General features: G+C 73.3%; 14 protein-coding genes and 1 pseudogene. 6 read left to right on the forward strand and 9 right to left on the reverse strand.

Annotated features, from left to right (window positions below; all coding sequences use genetic code 11):
• The first annotated feature begins 98 nt into the window (after positions 1-98).
• From ABZT47_RS12055 to ABZT47_RS12070, 4 genes are all read left to right on the forward strand, one after another.
• Positions 99-1,667, forward strand: a complete 1,569-nt coding sequence (locus ABZT47_RS12055) for an NAD(P)/FAD-dependent oxidoreductase (protein ID WP_354839449.1) — start codon at positions 99-101, stop codon at positions 1,665-1,667.
• Positions 1,668-1,829: 162 nt separating this feature from the next.
• Positions 1,830-2,246 carry a ferritin-like domain-containing protein gene (locus tag ABZT47_RS12060; RefSeq protein WP_354839452.1) on the forward strand — a complete coding sequence of 139 codons (417 nt, stop codon included), beginning with the start codon at positions 1,830-1,832 and terminating at the stop codon, positions 2,244-2,246.
• 102 nt (positions 2,247-2,348) lie between these two features.
• The gene (locus tag ABZT47_RS12065; protein ID WP_354839454.1) at positions 2,349-2,987 is read left to right on the forward strand and encodes a TetR/AcrR family transcriptional regulator; all 639 of its coding nucleotides are present in this window, start codon (positions 2,349-2,351) and stop codon (positions 2,985-2,987) included.
• Complete coding sequence (locus ABZT47_RS12070; RefSeq protein WP_354839457.1) at positions 2,987-4,051, forward strand: leucine-rich repeat domain-containing protein; 1,065 nt, start codon at positions 2,987-2,989, stop codon at positions 4,049-4,051. The genes ABZT47_RS12065 and ABZT47_RS12070 overlap by 1 nt, the downstream gene beginning before the upstream one ends.
• A 7-nt stretch (positions 4,052-4,058) precedes the next feature.
• On the opposite strand, the gene ABZT47_RS12075 is transcribed toward ABZT47_RS12070, so the two are convergent.
• The 6 genes from ABZT47_RS12075 to ABZT47_RS12100 all read right to left on the reverse strand — a co-directional run bounded on the left by ABZT47_RS12075 (position 4,059) and on the right by ABZT47_RS12100 (position 9,457).
• Entirely contained in the window at positions 4,059-4,316 is a 258-nt protein-coding gene (locus ABZT47_RS12075; RefSeq protein ID WP_354839460.1) for a hypothetical protein, read from the reverse strand.
• Between the two features lie 77 nt (positions 4,317-4,393).
• Positions 4,394-5,245, reverse strand: a complete 852-nt coding sequence (locus tag ABZT47_RS12080; RefSeq protein ID WP_354839463.1) for a helix-turn-helix transcriptional regulator — start codon at positions 5,243-5,245, stop codon at positions 4,394-4,396.
• A gap of 72 nt (positions 5,246-5,317) precedes the next feature.
• Positions 5,318-5,560 carry a hypothetical protein gene (locus tag ABZT47_RS12085; RefSeq protein ID WP_354839466.1) on the reverse strand — a complete coding sequence of 81 codons (243 nt, stop codon included), beginning with the start codon at positions 5,558-5,560 and terminating at the stop codon, positions 5,318-5,320.
• Positions 5,561-5,696: 136 nt separating this feature from the next.
• Positions 5,697-6,203 (reverse strand): DinB family protein, encoded by a 507-nt coding sequence (locus ABZT47_RS12090; protein ID WP_354839468.1) that lies wholly within the window; start codon positions 6,201-6,203, stop codon positions 5,697-5,699.
• Positions 6,204-6,422: 219 nt separating this feature from the next.
• The gene (locus ABZT47_RS12095) at positions 6,423-7,229 is read right to left on the reverse strand and encodes an enoyl-CoA hydratase-related protein (protein ID WP_354839471.1); all 807 of its coding nucleotides are present in this window, start codon (positions 7,227-7,229) and stop codon (positions 6,423-6,425) included.
• Positions 7,226-9,457, reverse strand: a complete 2,232-nt coding sequence (locus ABZT47_RS12100; protein WP_354839473.1) for a biotin carboxylase N-terminal domain-containing protein — start codon at positions 9,455-9,457, stop codon at positions 7,226-7,228. Before ABZT47_RS12100 ends, ABZT47_RS12095 begins: the two co-directional genes overlap by 4 nt.
• 113 nt (positions 9,458-9,570) lie before the next feature.
• Between ABZT47_RS12100 and tnpA the strand changes: the two are divergent.
• Together tnpA and ABZT47_RS12110 are read left to right on the forward strand one after the other, a co-directional pair.
• Positions 9,571-9,981 (forward strand): annotated as a pseudogene (tnpA, locus tag ABZT47_RS12105) (IS200/IS605 family transposase).
• Positions 9,982-11,175 carry a transposase gene (locus tag ABZT47_RS12110; RefSeq protein ID WP_354839476.1) on the forward strand — a complete coding sequence of 398 codons (1,194 nt, stop codon included), beginning with the start codon at positions 9,982-9,984 and terminating at the stop codon, positions 11,173-11,175.
• A 59-nt stretch (positions 11,176-11,234) separates the two neighbouring features.
• Here ABZT47_RS12110 and ABZT47_RS12115 read toward each other — a convergent pair whose 3' ends face one another.
• From ABZT47_RS12115 to ABZT47_RS12125, 3 genes are all read right to left on the reverse strand, one after another.
• Positions 11,235-12,833 carry a carboxyl transferase domain-containing protein gene (locus ABZT47_RS12115; protein ID WP_354839479.1) on the reverse strand — a complete coding sequence of 533 codons (1,599 nt, stop codon included), beginning with the start codon at positions 12,831-12,833 and terminating at the stop codon, positions 11,235-11,237.
• Positions 12,834-13,099: 266 nt separating this feature from the next.
• Positions 13,100-14,905 (reverse strand): protein kinase, encoded by a 1,806-nt coding sequence (locus ABZT47_RS12120; protein WP_354839481.1) that lies wholly within the window; start codon positions 14,903-14,905, stop codon positions 13,100-13,102.
• A gap of 78 nt (positions 14,906-14,983) precedes the next feature.
• A complete protein-coding gene (locus ABZT47_RS12125) occupies positions 14,984-16,342 on the reverse strand; it encodes an FAD-linked oxidase C-terminal domain-containing protein (protein WP_354839484.1) in 1,359 nt (452 codons plus the stop codon).
• Positions 16,343-16,604: the final 262 nt, after the last annotated feature.

Genomic DNA, 16,604 nt, shown 5'->3' on the forward strand with positions numbered 1-16,604 from the left:
GCTCTGGGTCCTCTCCGTCTGTACGCTCTGGTGTCTCCCGGGGAAATGTTCCCCTGATGTGCTGTCTCACCGTACTGTCCCGGTTAGGAGCGTTTGTCATGCACCGGTCGCATTACGACGCCGTGATCGTGGGCGGGGGGCACAACGGCCTGGTCGCCGCCGCCTATCTGGCCAAGGCGGGCCGCCGCGTGCTGGTGCTGGAGCGGCAGCCCTACCTCGGCGGGCTCGCGGTGTCCGCGCGGGCCTTCCCCGGCGTGGACGCCCGCCTGTCCCGTTACTCCTACCTGGTCAGCCTGCTCCCCGGCCGGATCGTCGCCGACCTCGGCCTGCCCGTCACCCTGCTGCGGCGCCGTTTCGCCTCCTACACCCCCGTTGGCGCGACCGGTCTGCTGGTGGACAACGCCGACGCCGCCCGCACCGCCGCCTCCTTCGCCCGCGTGACCGGCGGCGCCGCCGACCACGAGCAGTGGGAACGTTTCTACCGGATGACGGCCGAGGTGGCCCGCCGCGTCGCCCCGACCCTGCTGGAGCCGCTGCTCGACCGCGCCGCCATGCGCGAGGCCGTCGGGGACGCCGAGGCGTGGACCACGCTGTTCGAGCGGCCCATCGGCGAGACGGCGGCCGAGCGGTTCGCCGACGAGGTCGTGCGGGGCGTCGTGCTGACCGACGCGCTGATCGGCACCTTCGCCGACCCGGCGTCCGGCCTGCTCGCCAACCGCTGCTTCCTCTACCACGTCATCGGCGACGGGACCGGCGAGTGGAACGTGCCGGTCGGCGGCATGGGCGCGGTCAGCGGCGCGCTCGCCGACGCCGCCCGCCGCGGCGGCGCCGACCTCCGCACCGGCGCCGAGGTGGTGGCGCTCGACCCCGCCGCCGCAGGTCCGGGCGGCGAGCGACGCGCCGCGGTCACATTCCGGGACGAAGGCGGCGCCGAGCATGCCGTGACCGGCGAGCACGTTCTCGTCAACGCCCCGCCCGCCGTCCTGGCCCGGCTGCTCGGCGCGGCGTCCGGCGAGGAGCCCGAGGGCGCCCAGCTCAAGGTCAACATGGTGCTGTCCCGGCTGCCGCGCCTGAAGGACGGCGCCGTCGACCCGGCGGAGGCGTTCGCCGGCACCTTCCACATCAACGAGGCCCGCGACCAGCTCGACCGGGCGTACGCGCAGGCGTCGGCCGGGCGGATCCCCGACCTGCCGCCCGCCGAGGTGTACTGCCACTCGCTGACCGATCCCTCGATCCTCGGCCCGTCGCTGCGCGCGTCCGGGGCGCAGACGATGACGCTGTTCGGGCTGCACATGCCTGCCCGGCTCTTCCGCGCCGATCCGGACGCCTCCCGGCGGGAGGCGCTGGCGGCCACCCTCCGCTCGGTGAACTCCGTCCTGGCCGAGCCGCTGGAGGACTGCCTGCTCCGCGGCCCCGACGGCGTCCCCTGCGTCGAGGCCAAGACCCCCGTGGACCTCGCGACCGAGGCCGGGCTCCCCGGCGGGCACATCTTCCACCGGGACCTGTCCTGGCCGTTCGCCGAGGACGCCGCCGACGCCGGCCGGTGGGGAGTGGAGACGGCGCACGAGCGCGTGCTGCTGTGCGGCGCGGGCGCCCGCCGGGGCGGCGGCGTCAGCGGCATCCCCGGCCGCAACGCCGCCATGGCGATCTTGACCGCGGGCGCCTGAGAACGGCCCGGAGCCGGATGCCGGCGGCCGGGGCGCCGGGAACGTTCCTACGCCGCCCGGTCCCGGTACGAGCTCGCCCGGCGTCTTTCCGCGCCGGCCCGCATCGACGGCGCGATCGCGGGTAGGACGCCGCACTACCGCTCACCGAGGGGATGATCTCGCATGGACCAGCACAGTTTCGTCGCTCTCCTCAACGAGGACCTGGAGAGCGAGTTCCGCTCGATCGTGCAGTACACGCAGCACACCGCCACGGTGAAGGGGGCCGAGTACCAGAGCATCATCGAAGAGCTCAGGGCCCACCTGAGCCAGGAGCTGGAGCACGCCCTGACGCTCGCCACGCAGATCGCCTTCCTCGGCGGGGTGCCGTCGGTGACGATCCCGAAGATCCCGAACGTGCCGGACGGGGCCGAGGCCCTCCAGCTCGACCTGGACCTGGAGGTCACGCAGCTCGAGCGCTACCGCCAGCGGGTCGGCCAGGCCATGGAGCTCGGGCTGCACGACGTGGCCGAGGCGCTGCGCCCGCTCCTGCAGCAGACGCAGGACCACGTGATGGACCTGCAGGGGGCCCTCGGCCGATGACCTCCCCGGGGACGGCGCGGCGGGGACACACCTGCCTTGCCGCGCCGTCCCGCGGCCCTTCTCACGCCGATGGGCGGGGAGAGGCGGAGTAGGATCTGGGCCGTGCGGGGTGCGGAGAGAACACGAGGCAGCCGGGCCGACCAGGCCGACCAGCGCAGGGCCGAGCTGCTGGAGGCCGCGCGCCGGGTGGTGCTCGAACGGGGCATCTCCAGCACCCGCGTCGCCGACATCGCCAAGGCGACCAACGTCAGCGGCGGCCTCATCCACTACCACTTCGCCACCAAGGACGACCTGATCACCGCGATGCTCCGCGCCACCATCGACGGCGAGGTGGCCCGGCTGCGCGAGCTGGTGGAGGGCGCGGGCACGGCCGTCGACCGGCTCGACCAGGTGCTGTCGTTCTACATCCCGCGCTCGCGCACCGACCAGAGCTGGCTGCTGTGGATCGACGCCTTCGCCACCGGCCTCCGCGAGACGGTCGTGCGCGACAACCTGCTCGAACTGGAGACCGCGTGGATCGGCGCGGTCGAGCGGGTGATCCAGGCGGGCGTCGACTCCGGCGAGTTCTCCTGTGAGGACCCGCGCGGCGCGGCCGAGCGCCTCGACGGCATGCTCGACGGGCTGATCATCCGCTACACGCTCCACCCGTCGGTGCTCTCGCGGCCCCGGCTGCTCGAGCACGCCCGCATCGCCGCCGCCCGCGAGGTCGGCCTGCCCCGCTCGGCCTTCCCCGCCCCCTGATGGAGGCGTTCTCGGCCGAGGGGGCCGGACTCGAGCGGTTCCCTGAGGAGATCCACGCCCTGCCGGGGTTGCGCCGCGCCGACCTGGCCTGGAACCGCATCACCGCGGTCCCGCCGGAGATCGGCCGCCTGCGCGAGCTGGCGATCCTGCGGCTGGACGGCAACCGGCTCACCGGCCTGCCGGAGGAGATCGGGCGGCTCGGCGCGTTGCGCGAGCTCCACCTGGACGGCAACGCGCTGGACGCCTTCCCCGCGGCGCTGCTCGGCCTGACCGGGCTGTCCACGCTGTCGCTGTACGGCAACCGCATCGCCGCGCTCCCCGCGGGCCTGGACCGGATGGCCGGACTGCGGCACCTGTCGGCCGGCGGCAACCGGCTGACCGAGACGCCCGAAGGGCTGTGGCGGCTGACCGGCCTGCGCTCGCTCAACCTGGCCGAGAACGCGCTCACCCACATCCCCGACGCCATCGGCCGCCTGCGCGGCCTGCGCATGCTCGACCTCGGGCACAACGCCATCGAGCACATCCCCGCCGCGATCGGCGACCTGGACGGCCTGACCGACTATCTCTACCTCAGCGACAACGGGTTCACCTCGGTGCCGGCGTCCCTCGGGCGGCTGCGGCGGCTGGCGTACCTCAACCTGACCGACAACCGGCTGACCGAGTTGCCCGCGAGCCTCGGCGACCTGGCCGCGCTGGTGGAGCTCAGGCTGTACGGCAACCGCCTCACCGCCCTGCCCGCGTCGTTCGGCCGGCTGTCCTCGCTGCGTGAGCTGCATCTGCGCGGCAACCGGCTGGCCGCGCTGCCCGAGCAGATCGGCCGCCTGGACGGGCTGCGCGTGCTGGACGTGCGGGACAACGTGCTGACCCGCCTGCCGGAGTCGGTGGGCGGGCTGACCGGCCTCACCCATCTGGACCTGCGCAACAACCGGCTCCGCGAGCTCCCGGGCGCGCTCGCCGCCCTGCCGCGCCTGGAGAAGCTCGACCTTCGCTGGAACAAACTGGACGACCCCGGCTCAGAGCCGCTTCACGCGCTGCGCGGCCGAGGGTGCGCCGTGCTGCTGTGAGGACGGCTCAGGCGGGCAGCGCGGCGAGGAGGTAGGCCAGGCGGGCCGCGGCGCCGTCGATGTCGTCGGTGGTGCCGAGCCGGTAGCCCCACGAGGTGAGGAAGACGCCCTGCGGGCTGCAGGTGACGACCTCGGCCAGCGTGTCGCTGAAGCGGTTGCGCACCCGGACGCAGGGCGGGGTGTCGCCGATGACCTGCACCGACAGGTCGATGTGCAGCCGGGTCGCGGAGGCGAACCGTTCGAGGCAGGACATGGTGTCCAGCATGCGCCCCACCTCCGCGTCAGCCCTGTGGAAGGTCAGGATTGCATGATCTTGCCGACCGGGGCAAGCAATTGTGGAGGTCAAGACGCCGATTGTTTCGCGAAGTCGACGAGAACGCGGACGATCACCTCCCTGGCCTCCTCGCGGAACACCGCCACCTCGCAGAGCTCCTCGAAGGCGCCGGCGTAGAAGGCCACGCTGTCGGGATCGCGCAGCAGCAGGTCCTTGGTGCGCGTCGGGACGCCGACCATGGACTCGTTGTAGATCCAGAACCCGTTGAGCAGGGCGGAGGGAAGCTGCGCCTCGAAGGGGATCACGCCGAACTCGACGTTGGGCAGGGTGGTGACGGCGAGCAGCCGGTCGAGCTGGCCGCGCATCACCTCGTCGGGCGCGAGCCGGTAGCGCAGCGCGGCCTCGGGGAGCAGGAAGCGGAACCGCCGGGCCGGATCGTAGAGGATCTCCTGGCGGCGCATGCGCACCCGGATGGCGGCGTCGATGTCGTCGGCGCCGGTGTAGACCCGGTGGACCTTGGTGAAGATGTTGCGCGCGTACTCCGCGGTCTGCAGCAGGCCGATCACCACGCCCGGCTCGAACACCCGGAACAGTGTGACGCGCGCCTCGAGGTCGCGGACGTCCTCCTGCAGCCCGGCCAGCCCGCTCTTGTGCCGCTGGCGCCAGGAGTCCTGCCGGTCCAGCAGCGCGACCGCCCGGCCGACCAGGTCGGACAGCACGTCCGGCGCGGCCTCGACGGCCTGGCACCACTGCATGACGTCGTCCTCGGTGGCGCTCTGCCGGGCGTTCTCGATGCGGGAGACCTTGGAGGCCTGCCAGTGGAGCCGGGCCGCGAGGTCCTTGCCGGACAGCTGGGCGGCCTCGCGCAACTGGCGCAGCCGGGTGCCGAGGTCCATCCGCGCCTGCTGAAAGCCGCTCACGCTCACCTCCCGTCGGCGACAGAACTCGCCCGAGGGTAGACCCGCCGCCGCGGCCATGCCATAGGGATCTCCCTATTCGTGATCAGCGACGCCCGCCGACGGGCCGGGGACGCCGAGCACCCGGCGCGCGATCTCGACGAGCAGCTCACGGGGGACCTCGACGGCCGACTCGCCGTCCAGCACGTGCCGCAGGTCGCCGCGGGCCTCGGGGTCGGTGAGCGTCACGCCCTGCACGACGAAGGTGCCGCGGTCGGTCTCGTAGAGCGAGGGGCAGGCGCCCGCCTCCGAGGTGGAGCCGAGAAAACGCAGACGCATGACCGACCGTCCTTCCCCCCGCGAGGCCCCCATTTGGCCGCAATTGCGCGCAATTGTAGAGGAAAGAGGGCGTCGCTGTCCCCTATGTCCAGTAGATAACCCGCGCTCCCCGGCTGCCGGTCATGTACCTGGCTGGTCAGTCACCGGTGACGCCGTCCAGCATCTCCCGCAGGATGTCGATATGACCGTTATGCCGGGCGGTTTCCTCGACGAGGTGGTGCAGGATCCAGCGCAGCGTGACCCGCGTCCCGTCCCGGAGCGGCTCCTTGGCCACCGTGTCCAGGCTGAGCGGGGCCAGCAGCTCGCGGTAGCGCGCGCACTGCTCCTCGTACTCCGCGAGGAGCCGGCTCAGGGGGATCTCCAGAGCGATCCGCATCTCGCGGTCGGGATCCTCCTCCGTCCACGGCGCGTGCTCCTCCTCGCCCAGGAGCCGGACCTGGATCCAGGAGTACTCGACCCAGCGCAGATGGCTCACCAGCCCGCTGATCGTCGTCAGCGGCGAGGACTGCAGCAGGGCCTTGCGCGCGTTCTCCTCTGACAACCCCTCACACTTGGCGTGCACGGTGGCCCTCACGTAGTCGAGAAGGGTCTCCAGCGTGGCCCGCTCGTCCCAGGCGGACGGAATATCGGTGCGTGTATTCATGGACGGCAGCATTTCGGACGTGGTGCTCGCTGTCGAGCGATTAAATCATCTGACCTGCGCCTTCGCCGGCCCGGTGGCGTGGGTACGCCTTGCGGACGGGATACAGCGGGATCCCTCAGGACCCCGTCGGGCCGGTCGGGCCTCGTCGGGTCGGCTCCGGTCGGGCCTGGTCGAGTCGGTTCCGGTCGGGTCGGTTCCGGTCCGGTCCGTCAGCTCGGGTCAGGTCTGCGAAGGGGCGGCGGGTTCGTCCCGGGGTATCCAGGACGCCGGCCGCTTCTCCATGAACGCCCGGATGCCCTCCTGGCCCTCTGGCGAGGTGAAGCGCTGCGCGGACAGCTCGGCCATCCGGCGCATCCCCTCCTCCACCGGCAGGGACGGCACGGTGCGCACGAGCTGCTTGGTGATCGCCAGGGCTTCGGGGCCGCCGCGCAGCAGCATGCCGGCGTAGTGCTCCACCGTCGCGTCGAGGTCCCCGGCCGGCACCGCGCGGGTGAGCAGGCCGATCTCGGCGGCGCGGGCGGCGCCGAACACCTCGCCGGTCAGGAAGTACTCGGCGGCGGCGCGCGGCTCCACCCGGCGCAGCACGGTGACCGAGATCATGGCGGGGACCACGCCGAGCCGCACCTCGCTGAAGGCGAACGTCGCGGAGTCGGGGGCGATCGCGAAGTCGCAGGCCGCCACCAGCCCGAGCCCGCCCGCGCGGGCGGTGCCGTTCAGCCGGCAGATCACCGGCTTGGGGCTGTCCCAGATCAGGCTCATGACGCCCGGGAAGCTCGCGGTCACCGGCGCGTCGTGCGGCCGGGCGTCCGGGGCGGGCGCCTGTTCCTTCAGGTCGGCGCCCGAGCAGAACACCGGCCCGGCGCCGGTGAGCACGATGACGCGCACGCCCTCGTCCGCGAGGGCCCGGTCCAGGGCCCGCTCCAGCTCGCCGAGCAGGCGGACCGAGAGCGCGTTGCGGTTGGCGGGGGAGTCGAGCGTGACCGTCGCGACGCCGCCGCGGGCCTGGTAGCCGACCAGCGCGGTCATCGGCCCTCCTCGATGACGGCGAGCACGGCCCCGGCCTCGACCTGGCGCCCCGGCGCCACGTTCAGCGCGGAGACGACGCCCGCCGCCGGGGCGGAAATGCGGTGCTCCATCTTCATCGCCTCCAGGATCAGGATCGGCTGCCCCTCGTCGACCTTCTCGCCGGGGGCGACCTCGACGCGCAGAACGGTACCCGGCATGGGGGCGAGCAGGGAGCCGGGGGCGACGCGCGTCACCGGTTCCGGCAGCCTCGGCAGCGCGACCAGCCGCACCGAGCCGAGCGGCGCGTCCACGTGCACGACGTCGTCGTAGCGGGCGACGGCGAACCGGCTCACCACCCCGCCGACGGCCAGGACGACCTGCTCGGGGGCGGCCGAGACCAGCTCCACCTCCGGCAGGCCCTCGGCCGCCAGTCCGTCCCGGGTGAGCCGGTAGGCGACCTCCACCCGGCCCTCCGGCCCGTCGAAGGCCGCCCGCTGCGGCTGGGAGGGCACGTTGCGCCAGCCGCTCGGCAGCCCGCCCAGCGCCGGCGCCGCGGCCCGGTTGGCGGCGGCGGCCGCCAGCGCCGCGGCCAGCGCGAGAACAGGCAGGACGGCGCCGTCCGGGTCGCCGGCGGGGGAGGGCGCGGAGAGCAGGTCGTGCCGGTCGAGGAACCCGGTGTCGGTGTCGCCCGCGAGGAACGCCTCGTGCCGCAGAACGCGCACCAGCAGGTCGCGGTTGGTGGTCAGGCCGTGCAGGCGGGCCCCGGCCAGCGCGGTCGCCAGCCGCCGCGCCACGGCCGTCCGGTCGGGGCCGCAGGCGATCACCTTGGCCAGCATCGGGTCGTACCGGACGCCGACCACCGACCCGCTCTCCACCCCCGAGTCCAGCCGCAGGCCGCACGGCCCGGCCACCCGGCCCTCAGCGGGCCCGCGGCCGTCCACCGGCGGGGCGAGATCTGATTCGCCACCGCCCACCGGCCGGGAGTCAGCAGGGTCGCGGCCGTCCACCATCCGGGCGTCAGCGGATTCGCGGCCGTCCACCGGCCGGGCGACGGGCGCGGTTCGCGCCTCGCGCGCCGCGGCCGGCACCGTGAAGCGGGCGTCCACGCCGGGGATCTCGAACAGGTGGAGGGTGCCGCTCTGCGGGCGCCAGTCATGGGCGGGGTCCTCGGCGTACAGGCGCACCTCGATGGCGTGGCCGCTCGGCTCGGGCGGCGCGGCCGGCAGGCGCGCGCCCTCGGCGATCTGCAGTTGCAGACGGACCAGGTCCACGCCGTACACGCACTCGGTCACCGGGTGCTCGACCTGCAGGCGGGTGTTCATCTCCAGGAAGGCGACCGTGCCGCCCGCGACGAGGAACTCCACCGTGCCCGCGCCGACGTACCCGATGGCCTCGGCGGCCCGGACGGCGGCGTCCAGCAGCACCGCGCGCACGCCGGGGGAGACCCCGGGCGACGGCGTCTCCTCCACGACCTTCTGGTGCCTGCGCTGGATGGAGCACTCGCGCTCGCCGAGCGTCCACACGGTGCCGTGCGCGTCGGCGAGGACCTGCACCTCGACGTGCCGGGCGTTCTCCAGCAGCGGCTCGGCGAACACGGTGCCGTCCCCGAACGCGGCCAGCGCCTCGCGCCCGGCCGCCGCGACCGCCTCCGGAAGCTCCGCCGGGTCGCGCACGACGCGCATCCCGCGCCCGCCGCCGCCCGCCGAGGCCTTCACCAGCACCGGGAACGAAAGGCCGTCGCCGCCCGCCCCCTCCGTGCCGGAACCCACCGGTTCCCCACCCGTGGGTACGGAACCGGCCGGCTGCTCACCCGCGACCGCGGGACCCGCCGGCCCTTCGCCCGCCGGCGCCGGATGGGCGAAGGTCGGCGACGGCAGGACCGGGACGCCGGCCTCGGCCATCAGGCGCTTGGCACCGATCTTGGAGCCCATCGCGGCGATGGCGTCCGGCCCGGGCCCGACCCAGGTCAGCCCGGCCGAGAGCACGGCGCGCGCGAACGCGGCGTTCTCCGACAGGAACCCGTACCCGGGGTGCACGGCGTCCGCGCCCGCCCGCAGGGCCGCCTCGACGAGCGCCGCGGCGTCGAGGTAGGTCTCGGCCGGCCGCTCGCCGCGCAGCCGGACCGCGAGGTCGGCCTCGGCGACGTACGGCGAGGCGGCGTCGTCGCCGGCGAACACGGCCACCGTCTCGATGCCCAGCTCGCGGCAGGTGCGGAAGATCCTGCGGGCGATCTCGGCGCGGTTGGCCACCAGCAGTCGTCTGATCGGAAACCTTGGGCGTGGACCCCCGGATTCATCCGTGGGATCAGCCCATCCCTCTGGACTGTCGATCATTAGATAGCTCCAAGCTGCATACTGTCCAGGTGGCTGTGACCCTGCGGTCCGGCAGTGACGTTGTCCGCCGGTGCGCGTTCCGTGTCGTGTGGTGCCCGAAGTACCGAAAGCGCGTGCTCGGCGGCCGGACCGGCGTACGGTTGTAGGACCTCATCGGTGAGGCGGTGGAGCAGGGAGCGCGGCTGGTGGAAATGGAGGTCGTACCCGACCGCGTCCACCTCTCGCACGTCCGCCTCTTGGTAGGGGTCGATCCGCGATACTGCGTTCACCGGCTTGTCAACGCCATCTGTGGTCGTTCTTCCCGTGTGCTGGGCGAGGAATTCCCGCGTCTGAGGTCGCCGGTTGCGACTCTGCAGAGGAACTCCTGCTCGGTGGCGACCGTGGGTGGTGCGCCCTTGGCTGTGGTGGAGCGCTACCTCGAGTGGCGGAAGAGCCGGTAGATGCTGACCGGTCGCCGTTACCTGCTGGCCTTCACCCCCGAGCAGGAAGCGTTCGCCGAGTTGATCGCTGATGCCTGCCGTGTGGTGTGGAACACCGGCCTGGAGCAGCGGCGCGCCTACCGGCGTCGTGGGGCGTTCATCGGCTACGTGGAGCAGGCCCGGCAGATGGCCGAGGCCAAGAAGGCCTTCGGCTGGCTGACCCAAGCCCCTTCGCACACACTCCAGCAGACGCTGCGCGATCTGGACAAGGCCTGTAGAACCCATGGAACGTGGAAGGTGAGGTGGCGGTCCAAGCGTAGAAGCGCGCCGAGTTTCCGCTTCCCCGATCCTCGGCAAATCGTGGTGGAGCGCCTCTCGCGCGGGTGGGGGCGGGTGAAGCTGCCCAAGCTGGGCTGGGCCCGCTTCAGATGGAGCCGCACGCTTGGCGGGCAGGTGCGCAACGCCACCGTGGTCAAGGACGGCGGACGCTGGTACATCAGCTTGTGCGTGGAAGACGGTTTGGCCGAAGCCGCCCCGAACGGCAGACCCGCCGTGGGCGTGGACCGTGGGGTGAAGGTCGCGGTCGCCACCTCCCACGGCAAGATGCGCGACCGGCGGTTCGTCACCCCCGGCGAGACCCTCCGGCTCAAGCGGCTTGCGCAGCGTCTCGCGCGACAGAAGAAGGGTTCTCGTCGGCGCGCCGCCACGCGAGCGAAGATCGCCAGGCTGAACGCGCGTATCCGCCACCGGCGTACCGACTTTGTGCTCTGGACCGCCGACCGGCTCACCCGTGACCATGGACTGGTCGTGGTGGAGGACCTGGAGGTCAAGAGCATGACGGCCGCCGTGAAGGGCACCGTCGAGGCCCCCGCAACCAACGTCCGGGCCAAGGCCGGGTTGAACCGGGCCATCCTGGCCAAGGGCTGGGGTGGCTTGCTGACCGGCTTGCAACATAAGGCTCGGTACAACGGCTCCCGTATCGTGCGGGTGCCTGCCGCGTACACCTCCCAGCGTTGTTCGGCGTGCGGAGCGGTGGATGCGAAGTCCCGCGAAAGCCAAGCGATCTTCGCCTGCACCTCCTGCGCTTATATCGGCAACGCCGACGTGAACGCCGCCAGGAACATCCTCGCCGCCGGGCTGGCGGTGACAGGGCGTGGAGACCTCGCCGTCGGGCGGTCTGCGAAGCGCCGACCACCCGAGGTCCAGGCAGCGTGAACGCTCCTCAGCCACGGGAATCTCCCGGCTTCGGCCGCGGGGAGGAGGCCAACATGTGCTCACATCCGGAAGACGCCGAAACCGGCGGGCGCGGGATCGGGCGCGCCGGCGATGGCCGACAGGCACAGGCCGAGGACGGTGCGGGTGTCGCGCGGGTCGATCACCCCGTCGTCGTAGAGCCGGCCGGACAGGAAGAACGGCAGCGACTCCGCCTCGATCTGGGCCTCGACCATCTGCCGCATCGCCGCGTCGGCCTCCTCGTCGTACACGTTGCCGCGCGCCTCGGCCGCGGCCCGCCCGACGATCGACAGCACTCCGGCGAGCTGCGCCGGGCCCATGACCGCCGACTTGGCGCTCGGCCAGGAGAACAGGAAGCGCGGGTCGTAGGCCCGCCCGCACATGCCGTAGTTTCCGGCGCCGTAGGAGGCGCCCATGACGACGGTGAGGTGCGGCACGGTCGAGTTGGAAACCGCGTTGATCATCATGGCGCCGTGCTTGATGATGCCGCCCTGCTCGTACTCCTTGCCGACCATGTAGCCGGTGGTGTTCTGCAGGAACAGCAGCGGCGTGCGCGCCTGGTTCGCGAGCTGGATGAACTGGGCGGCCTTCTGGGCCTCCTCGCTGAACAGCACGCCGCGCGCGTTGGCCAGGATGCCGATGGGGTGCCCGTGCAGGGTGGCCCACCCGGTCACCAGGCTCGCGCCGTACAGCGGCTTGAACTCGTCGAACTCGCTGGCGTCGACGATCCGGCCGATCACCTCGCGCGGGTCGAAGGGGATCTTGAGGTCCTCGGGGACGACGCCGAGCAGTTCGTCCTCGTCGTGCAGCGGGGGCCGCACGCCGTGTGGCGCGGGGCGGACGGGCCGGCGCCGGTTGAGCCGGGCGACGATGCGGCGGCCGATGCGCAGCGCGTCGTGCTCGTCGGCGGCCAGGTGGTCGGCGAGGCCGGAGACGCGGGCGTGCATCTCGGCGCCGCCCAGCGACTCGTCGTCGGACTCCTCGCCGGTCGCCATCTTCACCAGGGGCGGGCCGCCGAGGAAGACCTTGGCGCGTTCCTTGACCATGACCACGTGGTCGCTCATGCCCGGGACGTACGCGCCACCGGCGGTCGAGTTGCCGAAGACCAGCGCGATCGTCGGGACGCCGGCCGCCGACAGGCGGGTGAGGTCGCGGAAGATCCGGCCGCCCGGGATGAAGATCTCCTTCTGGGTCGGCAGGTCGGCTCCGCCGGACTCGACCAGGTTGACCAGCGGCAGGCGGTTCTCCAGCGCGATGTCCATCGCGCGCAGGGTCTTGCGCAGGGTCCAGGGGTTGGAGGTGCCGCCCCGCACGGTCGGGTCGCTGGCGATGATCACGCACTCGACGCCCTCGACCACCCCTATGCCGGTGACCACGCTCGCGCCGACCGGGAAGTCGGTGCCCCAGGCCGCCAGCGGCGACAGCTCCAGGAACGGGGAGTCGGGGTCCACCAGCAGCTCGACGCGCTCACGGGCGAGCAGCTTGCCGCGGCGGTGGTGGCGATCGACGTACTTCGGGCCGCCGCCCGCGACGGCCTTGTCCTGCTCGGCCGACAGCTCGCCGAGCCGGGCGAGCATGGCCGCGCGCCTGGCCAGGTAGCCGGCGCTCGCGGAGTCGAGCCGGCCGCCGATCACGCCCATCCGCCACCTCCTCCGCGTCGTCGCCGCCCCGGCAGGGCGTCCCGGGCGGTCGCGCCCGGCGCCCGTACTCGGTGCCTGGGCTCAGAACGTAGTACACCGCCCCGACACCCGGGCCCGCCGGGGGGATCTTCGGCCCGCGCCGCCGGCCGGACCGCCGATGAGGCGCCGGGATGGCCGTGGAGGAGGTCGCGGGATGGGCGTACCAGGCCGCCGGGAAGGGCGGACCAGGCCGCGGGGAAGGACTCGGGCGGGGACGCGGCGCGGCGTCAGCCGCAGTGGGACCAGCCGCTCTTCCAGGAGGCGGTGCCGTAGGAGCCGCCCCAGATGACGCAGACCTGCTTGGCGGCGACCCGGACCGGGCCCGCGTAGGCGGTGTAGGAGCCGCTGTCGGAGCCCGTCGCGCCGCCCTTGACCTGGAGCAGCACGCCCATCTTCACCTTCTGCGGCGTGACGTACTTTCCCATCGTGACCACGCAGTTCTTGCCTGCGGCGCCGCTGTAGAGCAGGTAGACGGTGGCCGATCCGAGTGAGTGGGAGTCCACGGCCTTGTAGCCGGAGCCGCACACCCCGGCCGCCGTGTACGGGTTCGGCTTGGGGGAGGGTTTCGGGGTCGCGGACGGTTTGGGGCTGGCGCTGGGGGAGGGCTTCTTGGTCGGCGACGGGGACGGCTTGGGGGTGGGCGTCGCCTTCGGAGTCGGCGTGCGCGACGGCGCCGCGGAGGGGCCGCGCGAGGGCGTGGCGGAGTGCCGGGGGCCGGTGGACGGCGGCGCGGGCAGGCCGGTGGCGCCCGCCCTGGCCGTGGGGGTGGCGCGCCGGGTGCGGGACGGCGAGGCGGGCGGCGGCTCGGAGGGCGACTCCACCCCGCCCACGGTCGCGTCCACGGTGGGCCCGGCGCCGGGCGACGCCGTGCTCGCCGGCGCGGCCTGGTTGCCGAAGGAGCCCGACTGCGCGAGCACGACGGTGCCCGCGGTCACGACCGCCGCGGCCAGCCCGGAGGCGATCGCGAGGGCGGCCGTGCGCCCGGCGCGCGGCTTGCCGCCGTGCCGGGTGGCGCCCGGACGCCGCGGATCACCCGCCGCCCGGCCCGGCCCGCCGGCCGCGGGCCCCGAGGGACCGCCTCCCTGACCATGGACGGGCGCCGCCCCGGCGGGACCCTGAGCGTGGCCGGGCGCCTGCCCGGCGGGTGCCTGAGCGTGGCCGGGCCCGGCGGCTGCGGGACCCGGGACGGGCCCGTGGTCGGCGGCGAAGGCGCTGCTCGGGGCGGGGGAGGGGCGGCCCAGGAGGTGGGCGACCAGGTCGTCGGCCTGCGGGCGGCGGGCCGGGTCCTTGGCCAGGCAGGCGGCCACCAGCGGGCGCAGTGGACCGTCCAGGGCGGTGAGGTCCGGCTCCTCGTTGAGGATGCGGTTGATCACGGCCGGGATGGAGTCCGCGCCGAAGGCCGGGCGCCCGGTGGCGGCGAAGACGATGGTCACGGCCCAGGCGAACACGTCGACCGCCGGGGTGACCGCCGCGCCGGCGAGCTGCTCGGGCGCGAGGTAGGACGGCGTGCCGAGGGTGTCGCCGGTGGCGGTGGCCCCCGGGGCGTCCAGGGCGCGGGCGATGCCGAAGTCGATGACGACCGGCCCCTCCGGGCCCATCAGCACGTTGGCGGGCTTGAAGTCGCGGTGCAGGATGCCGGCGCGGTGGATGGCGGCGAGCGCGGTGGCCGTGGAGACCGCCAGGCGGTCCAGCGCGGCGCCCCGCCGCGGGCCCTCCCGGTCGACGAGCTGGCGCAGAGACGGGCCGGGGACGTACTCGCTGACGATGTAGGGCTGATTGCCGGCCAGGTCGGCGTGCAGCACCGAGGCGGTGCAGAACCGCGCCACCCGCTGCGCGACCGACACCTCGCGCAGGAACCGCGAGCGCGCCTCGGCGTCCCCCGACAGCCGGGCGTGCAGCAGTTTGATGGCCACGGGCTCGCCCGCGCCGGCGCGGCCGAGGTAGACCACCCCCTGGCCGCCGTCTCCCAGCCGGCCGACGATCTCGTAGGCGCCCAGCCGGCGCGGGTCCTCGTCCGTGAGCCCCTGTGCCACCCCAGACCCCCGATAAAGCGATATGTCAGCACTTCGCGTGATGAACGGTACCAGTGGGGCCCCAGGTAAAGGGCGCTGTCAGATCGCTTTGCCGGGGTTGAGGATGCCGAGGGGGTCGAACACGCGCTTGATCCCCTGCTGCACCTCGGTCACGAGCGGACCGCTCTCCAGGCCGAGCCAGCGGCGCTTGAGCAGGCCGACGCCGTGCTCGCCGGTCAGCGTGCCGCCGAGTTCCAGCGCCGCGCGGAAGACCTCGTCGGCCGCGGCCCAGACGTTGGGCGGCGGCTCGGGCAGGCCGCGGTCGAAGATGAACACCGGGTGCAGGTTGCCGTCGCCGGCGTGCGCGACCGTGCAGATGTGCGCGCCGTGCCGGGCGGCGGCCTCCTCGATGAGGGTGATCATGTCGGGCAGCGCCGAGCGGGGGACGCAGACGTCCTCCACCAGGCAGGCGCCCAGCCGCTCCTTGGCGGTGTAGGCCAGCCGGCGCAGCCCGATCAGCTCCTCGGTCTCCTCCGGCGTCGAGGACACCGCGACGAAGCCCGCGCCGTTGGCCTCGCACAGCCGCTCCATCTCGGCGGCGTCGCCGGGCAGGTGCCCGTCGGCCTGGGCGATCAGCATGGCCCGCACGCCCGGGTCCAGGCCGATGTTCTTCCAGGCGTCTATGGCCTCCAGGGTGCCCCGGTCCATCAGCTCCAGCAGCAGCGGCTGGCAGCCGGCGGCGACGATCGCGGCGACGGCGTCCCCGGCGGCGCGCGGCGAGGGGAACTCGGCGGCGATCGTGACCGGCGGGACCGACGGCGCCCGCCGCAGCCGCAGGGTGGCGGCGGTGATGACGCCGAGCGTGCCCTCCGATCCGACGAACAGCCCGGTGAGGTCGTAGCCGGTGACGCCCTTGATCGTGCGCCCGCCGGTGGCGAGGATCCTGCCGTCGGCCAGCACGACCTCAAGTCCGAGCGTGGAGTCGCGGGTGACGCCGTACCGCACGCACCGCAGCCCGCCCGCGTTGGTGGCCAGGTTGCCGCCGATCGTCGAGATCTCGTAGGAGGAGGGGTCGGGGGCGTACATCAGGCCGTGCGCCCGGGCGGCCCGGTCGAGGTCGGCGGTGATCACGCCGGGCTCGACGACGGCGACCTCGTCGGCGGGGGACAGCTCGCGGATGGCGGTCATGCGGGCCAGAGACAGCATCACGCAGCCCTCGACGGCCGTCGCCCCGCCCGCGAGCCCCGTGCCCGCCCCGCGGGGCACCACCGGGACGCGGTGCTCGCTCGCCCAGCGCATGGTGGCCACCACGTCGGCGCGCGTCTGCGCCGCCACCGCGCACAGCGGCTTGCCCGGCTCCAGGAAGGTCTGGTCGCGGGCGTAGGAACCGGCCACGTCCGGATCGGTCAGAACCCGGCCGGAGGGCAGCGCGTCGATGAGGGAGTCAACGGGATTCACGTCTGTGACTGTACGTTCTCCGGCCGCGCGTGCCGAGCCGGACCGGAATCCCCCGCCCCGGCTCCGGAGGGCCGGTGCGAAAGCGCCGAAGTGATGTGCACCTGGGGTGGGACGAGGGGCCGGATGCCCGGAAACCGCGACAGGAGCGGGGCGGAACCCCCGGAAACCGCAATCGGATCGGACTCGCCAGGATGACGATTTCGCAACATCCGCTGTCGGCTTTACTACTCCTTTACCTTTTCGTCTAACGTCCGCTTTGCCG

Origin of the sequence: Sphaerisporangium sp. NPDC005289, from assembly GCF_040607455.1 — a bacterium.
Classification (GTDB): Bacteria; Actinomycetota; Actinomycetes; order Streptosporangiales; family Streptosporangiaceae; genus Sphaerisporangium; species Sphaerisporangium rhizosphaerae.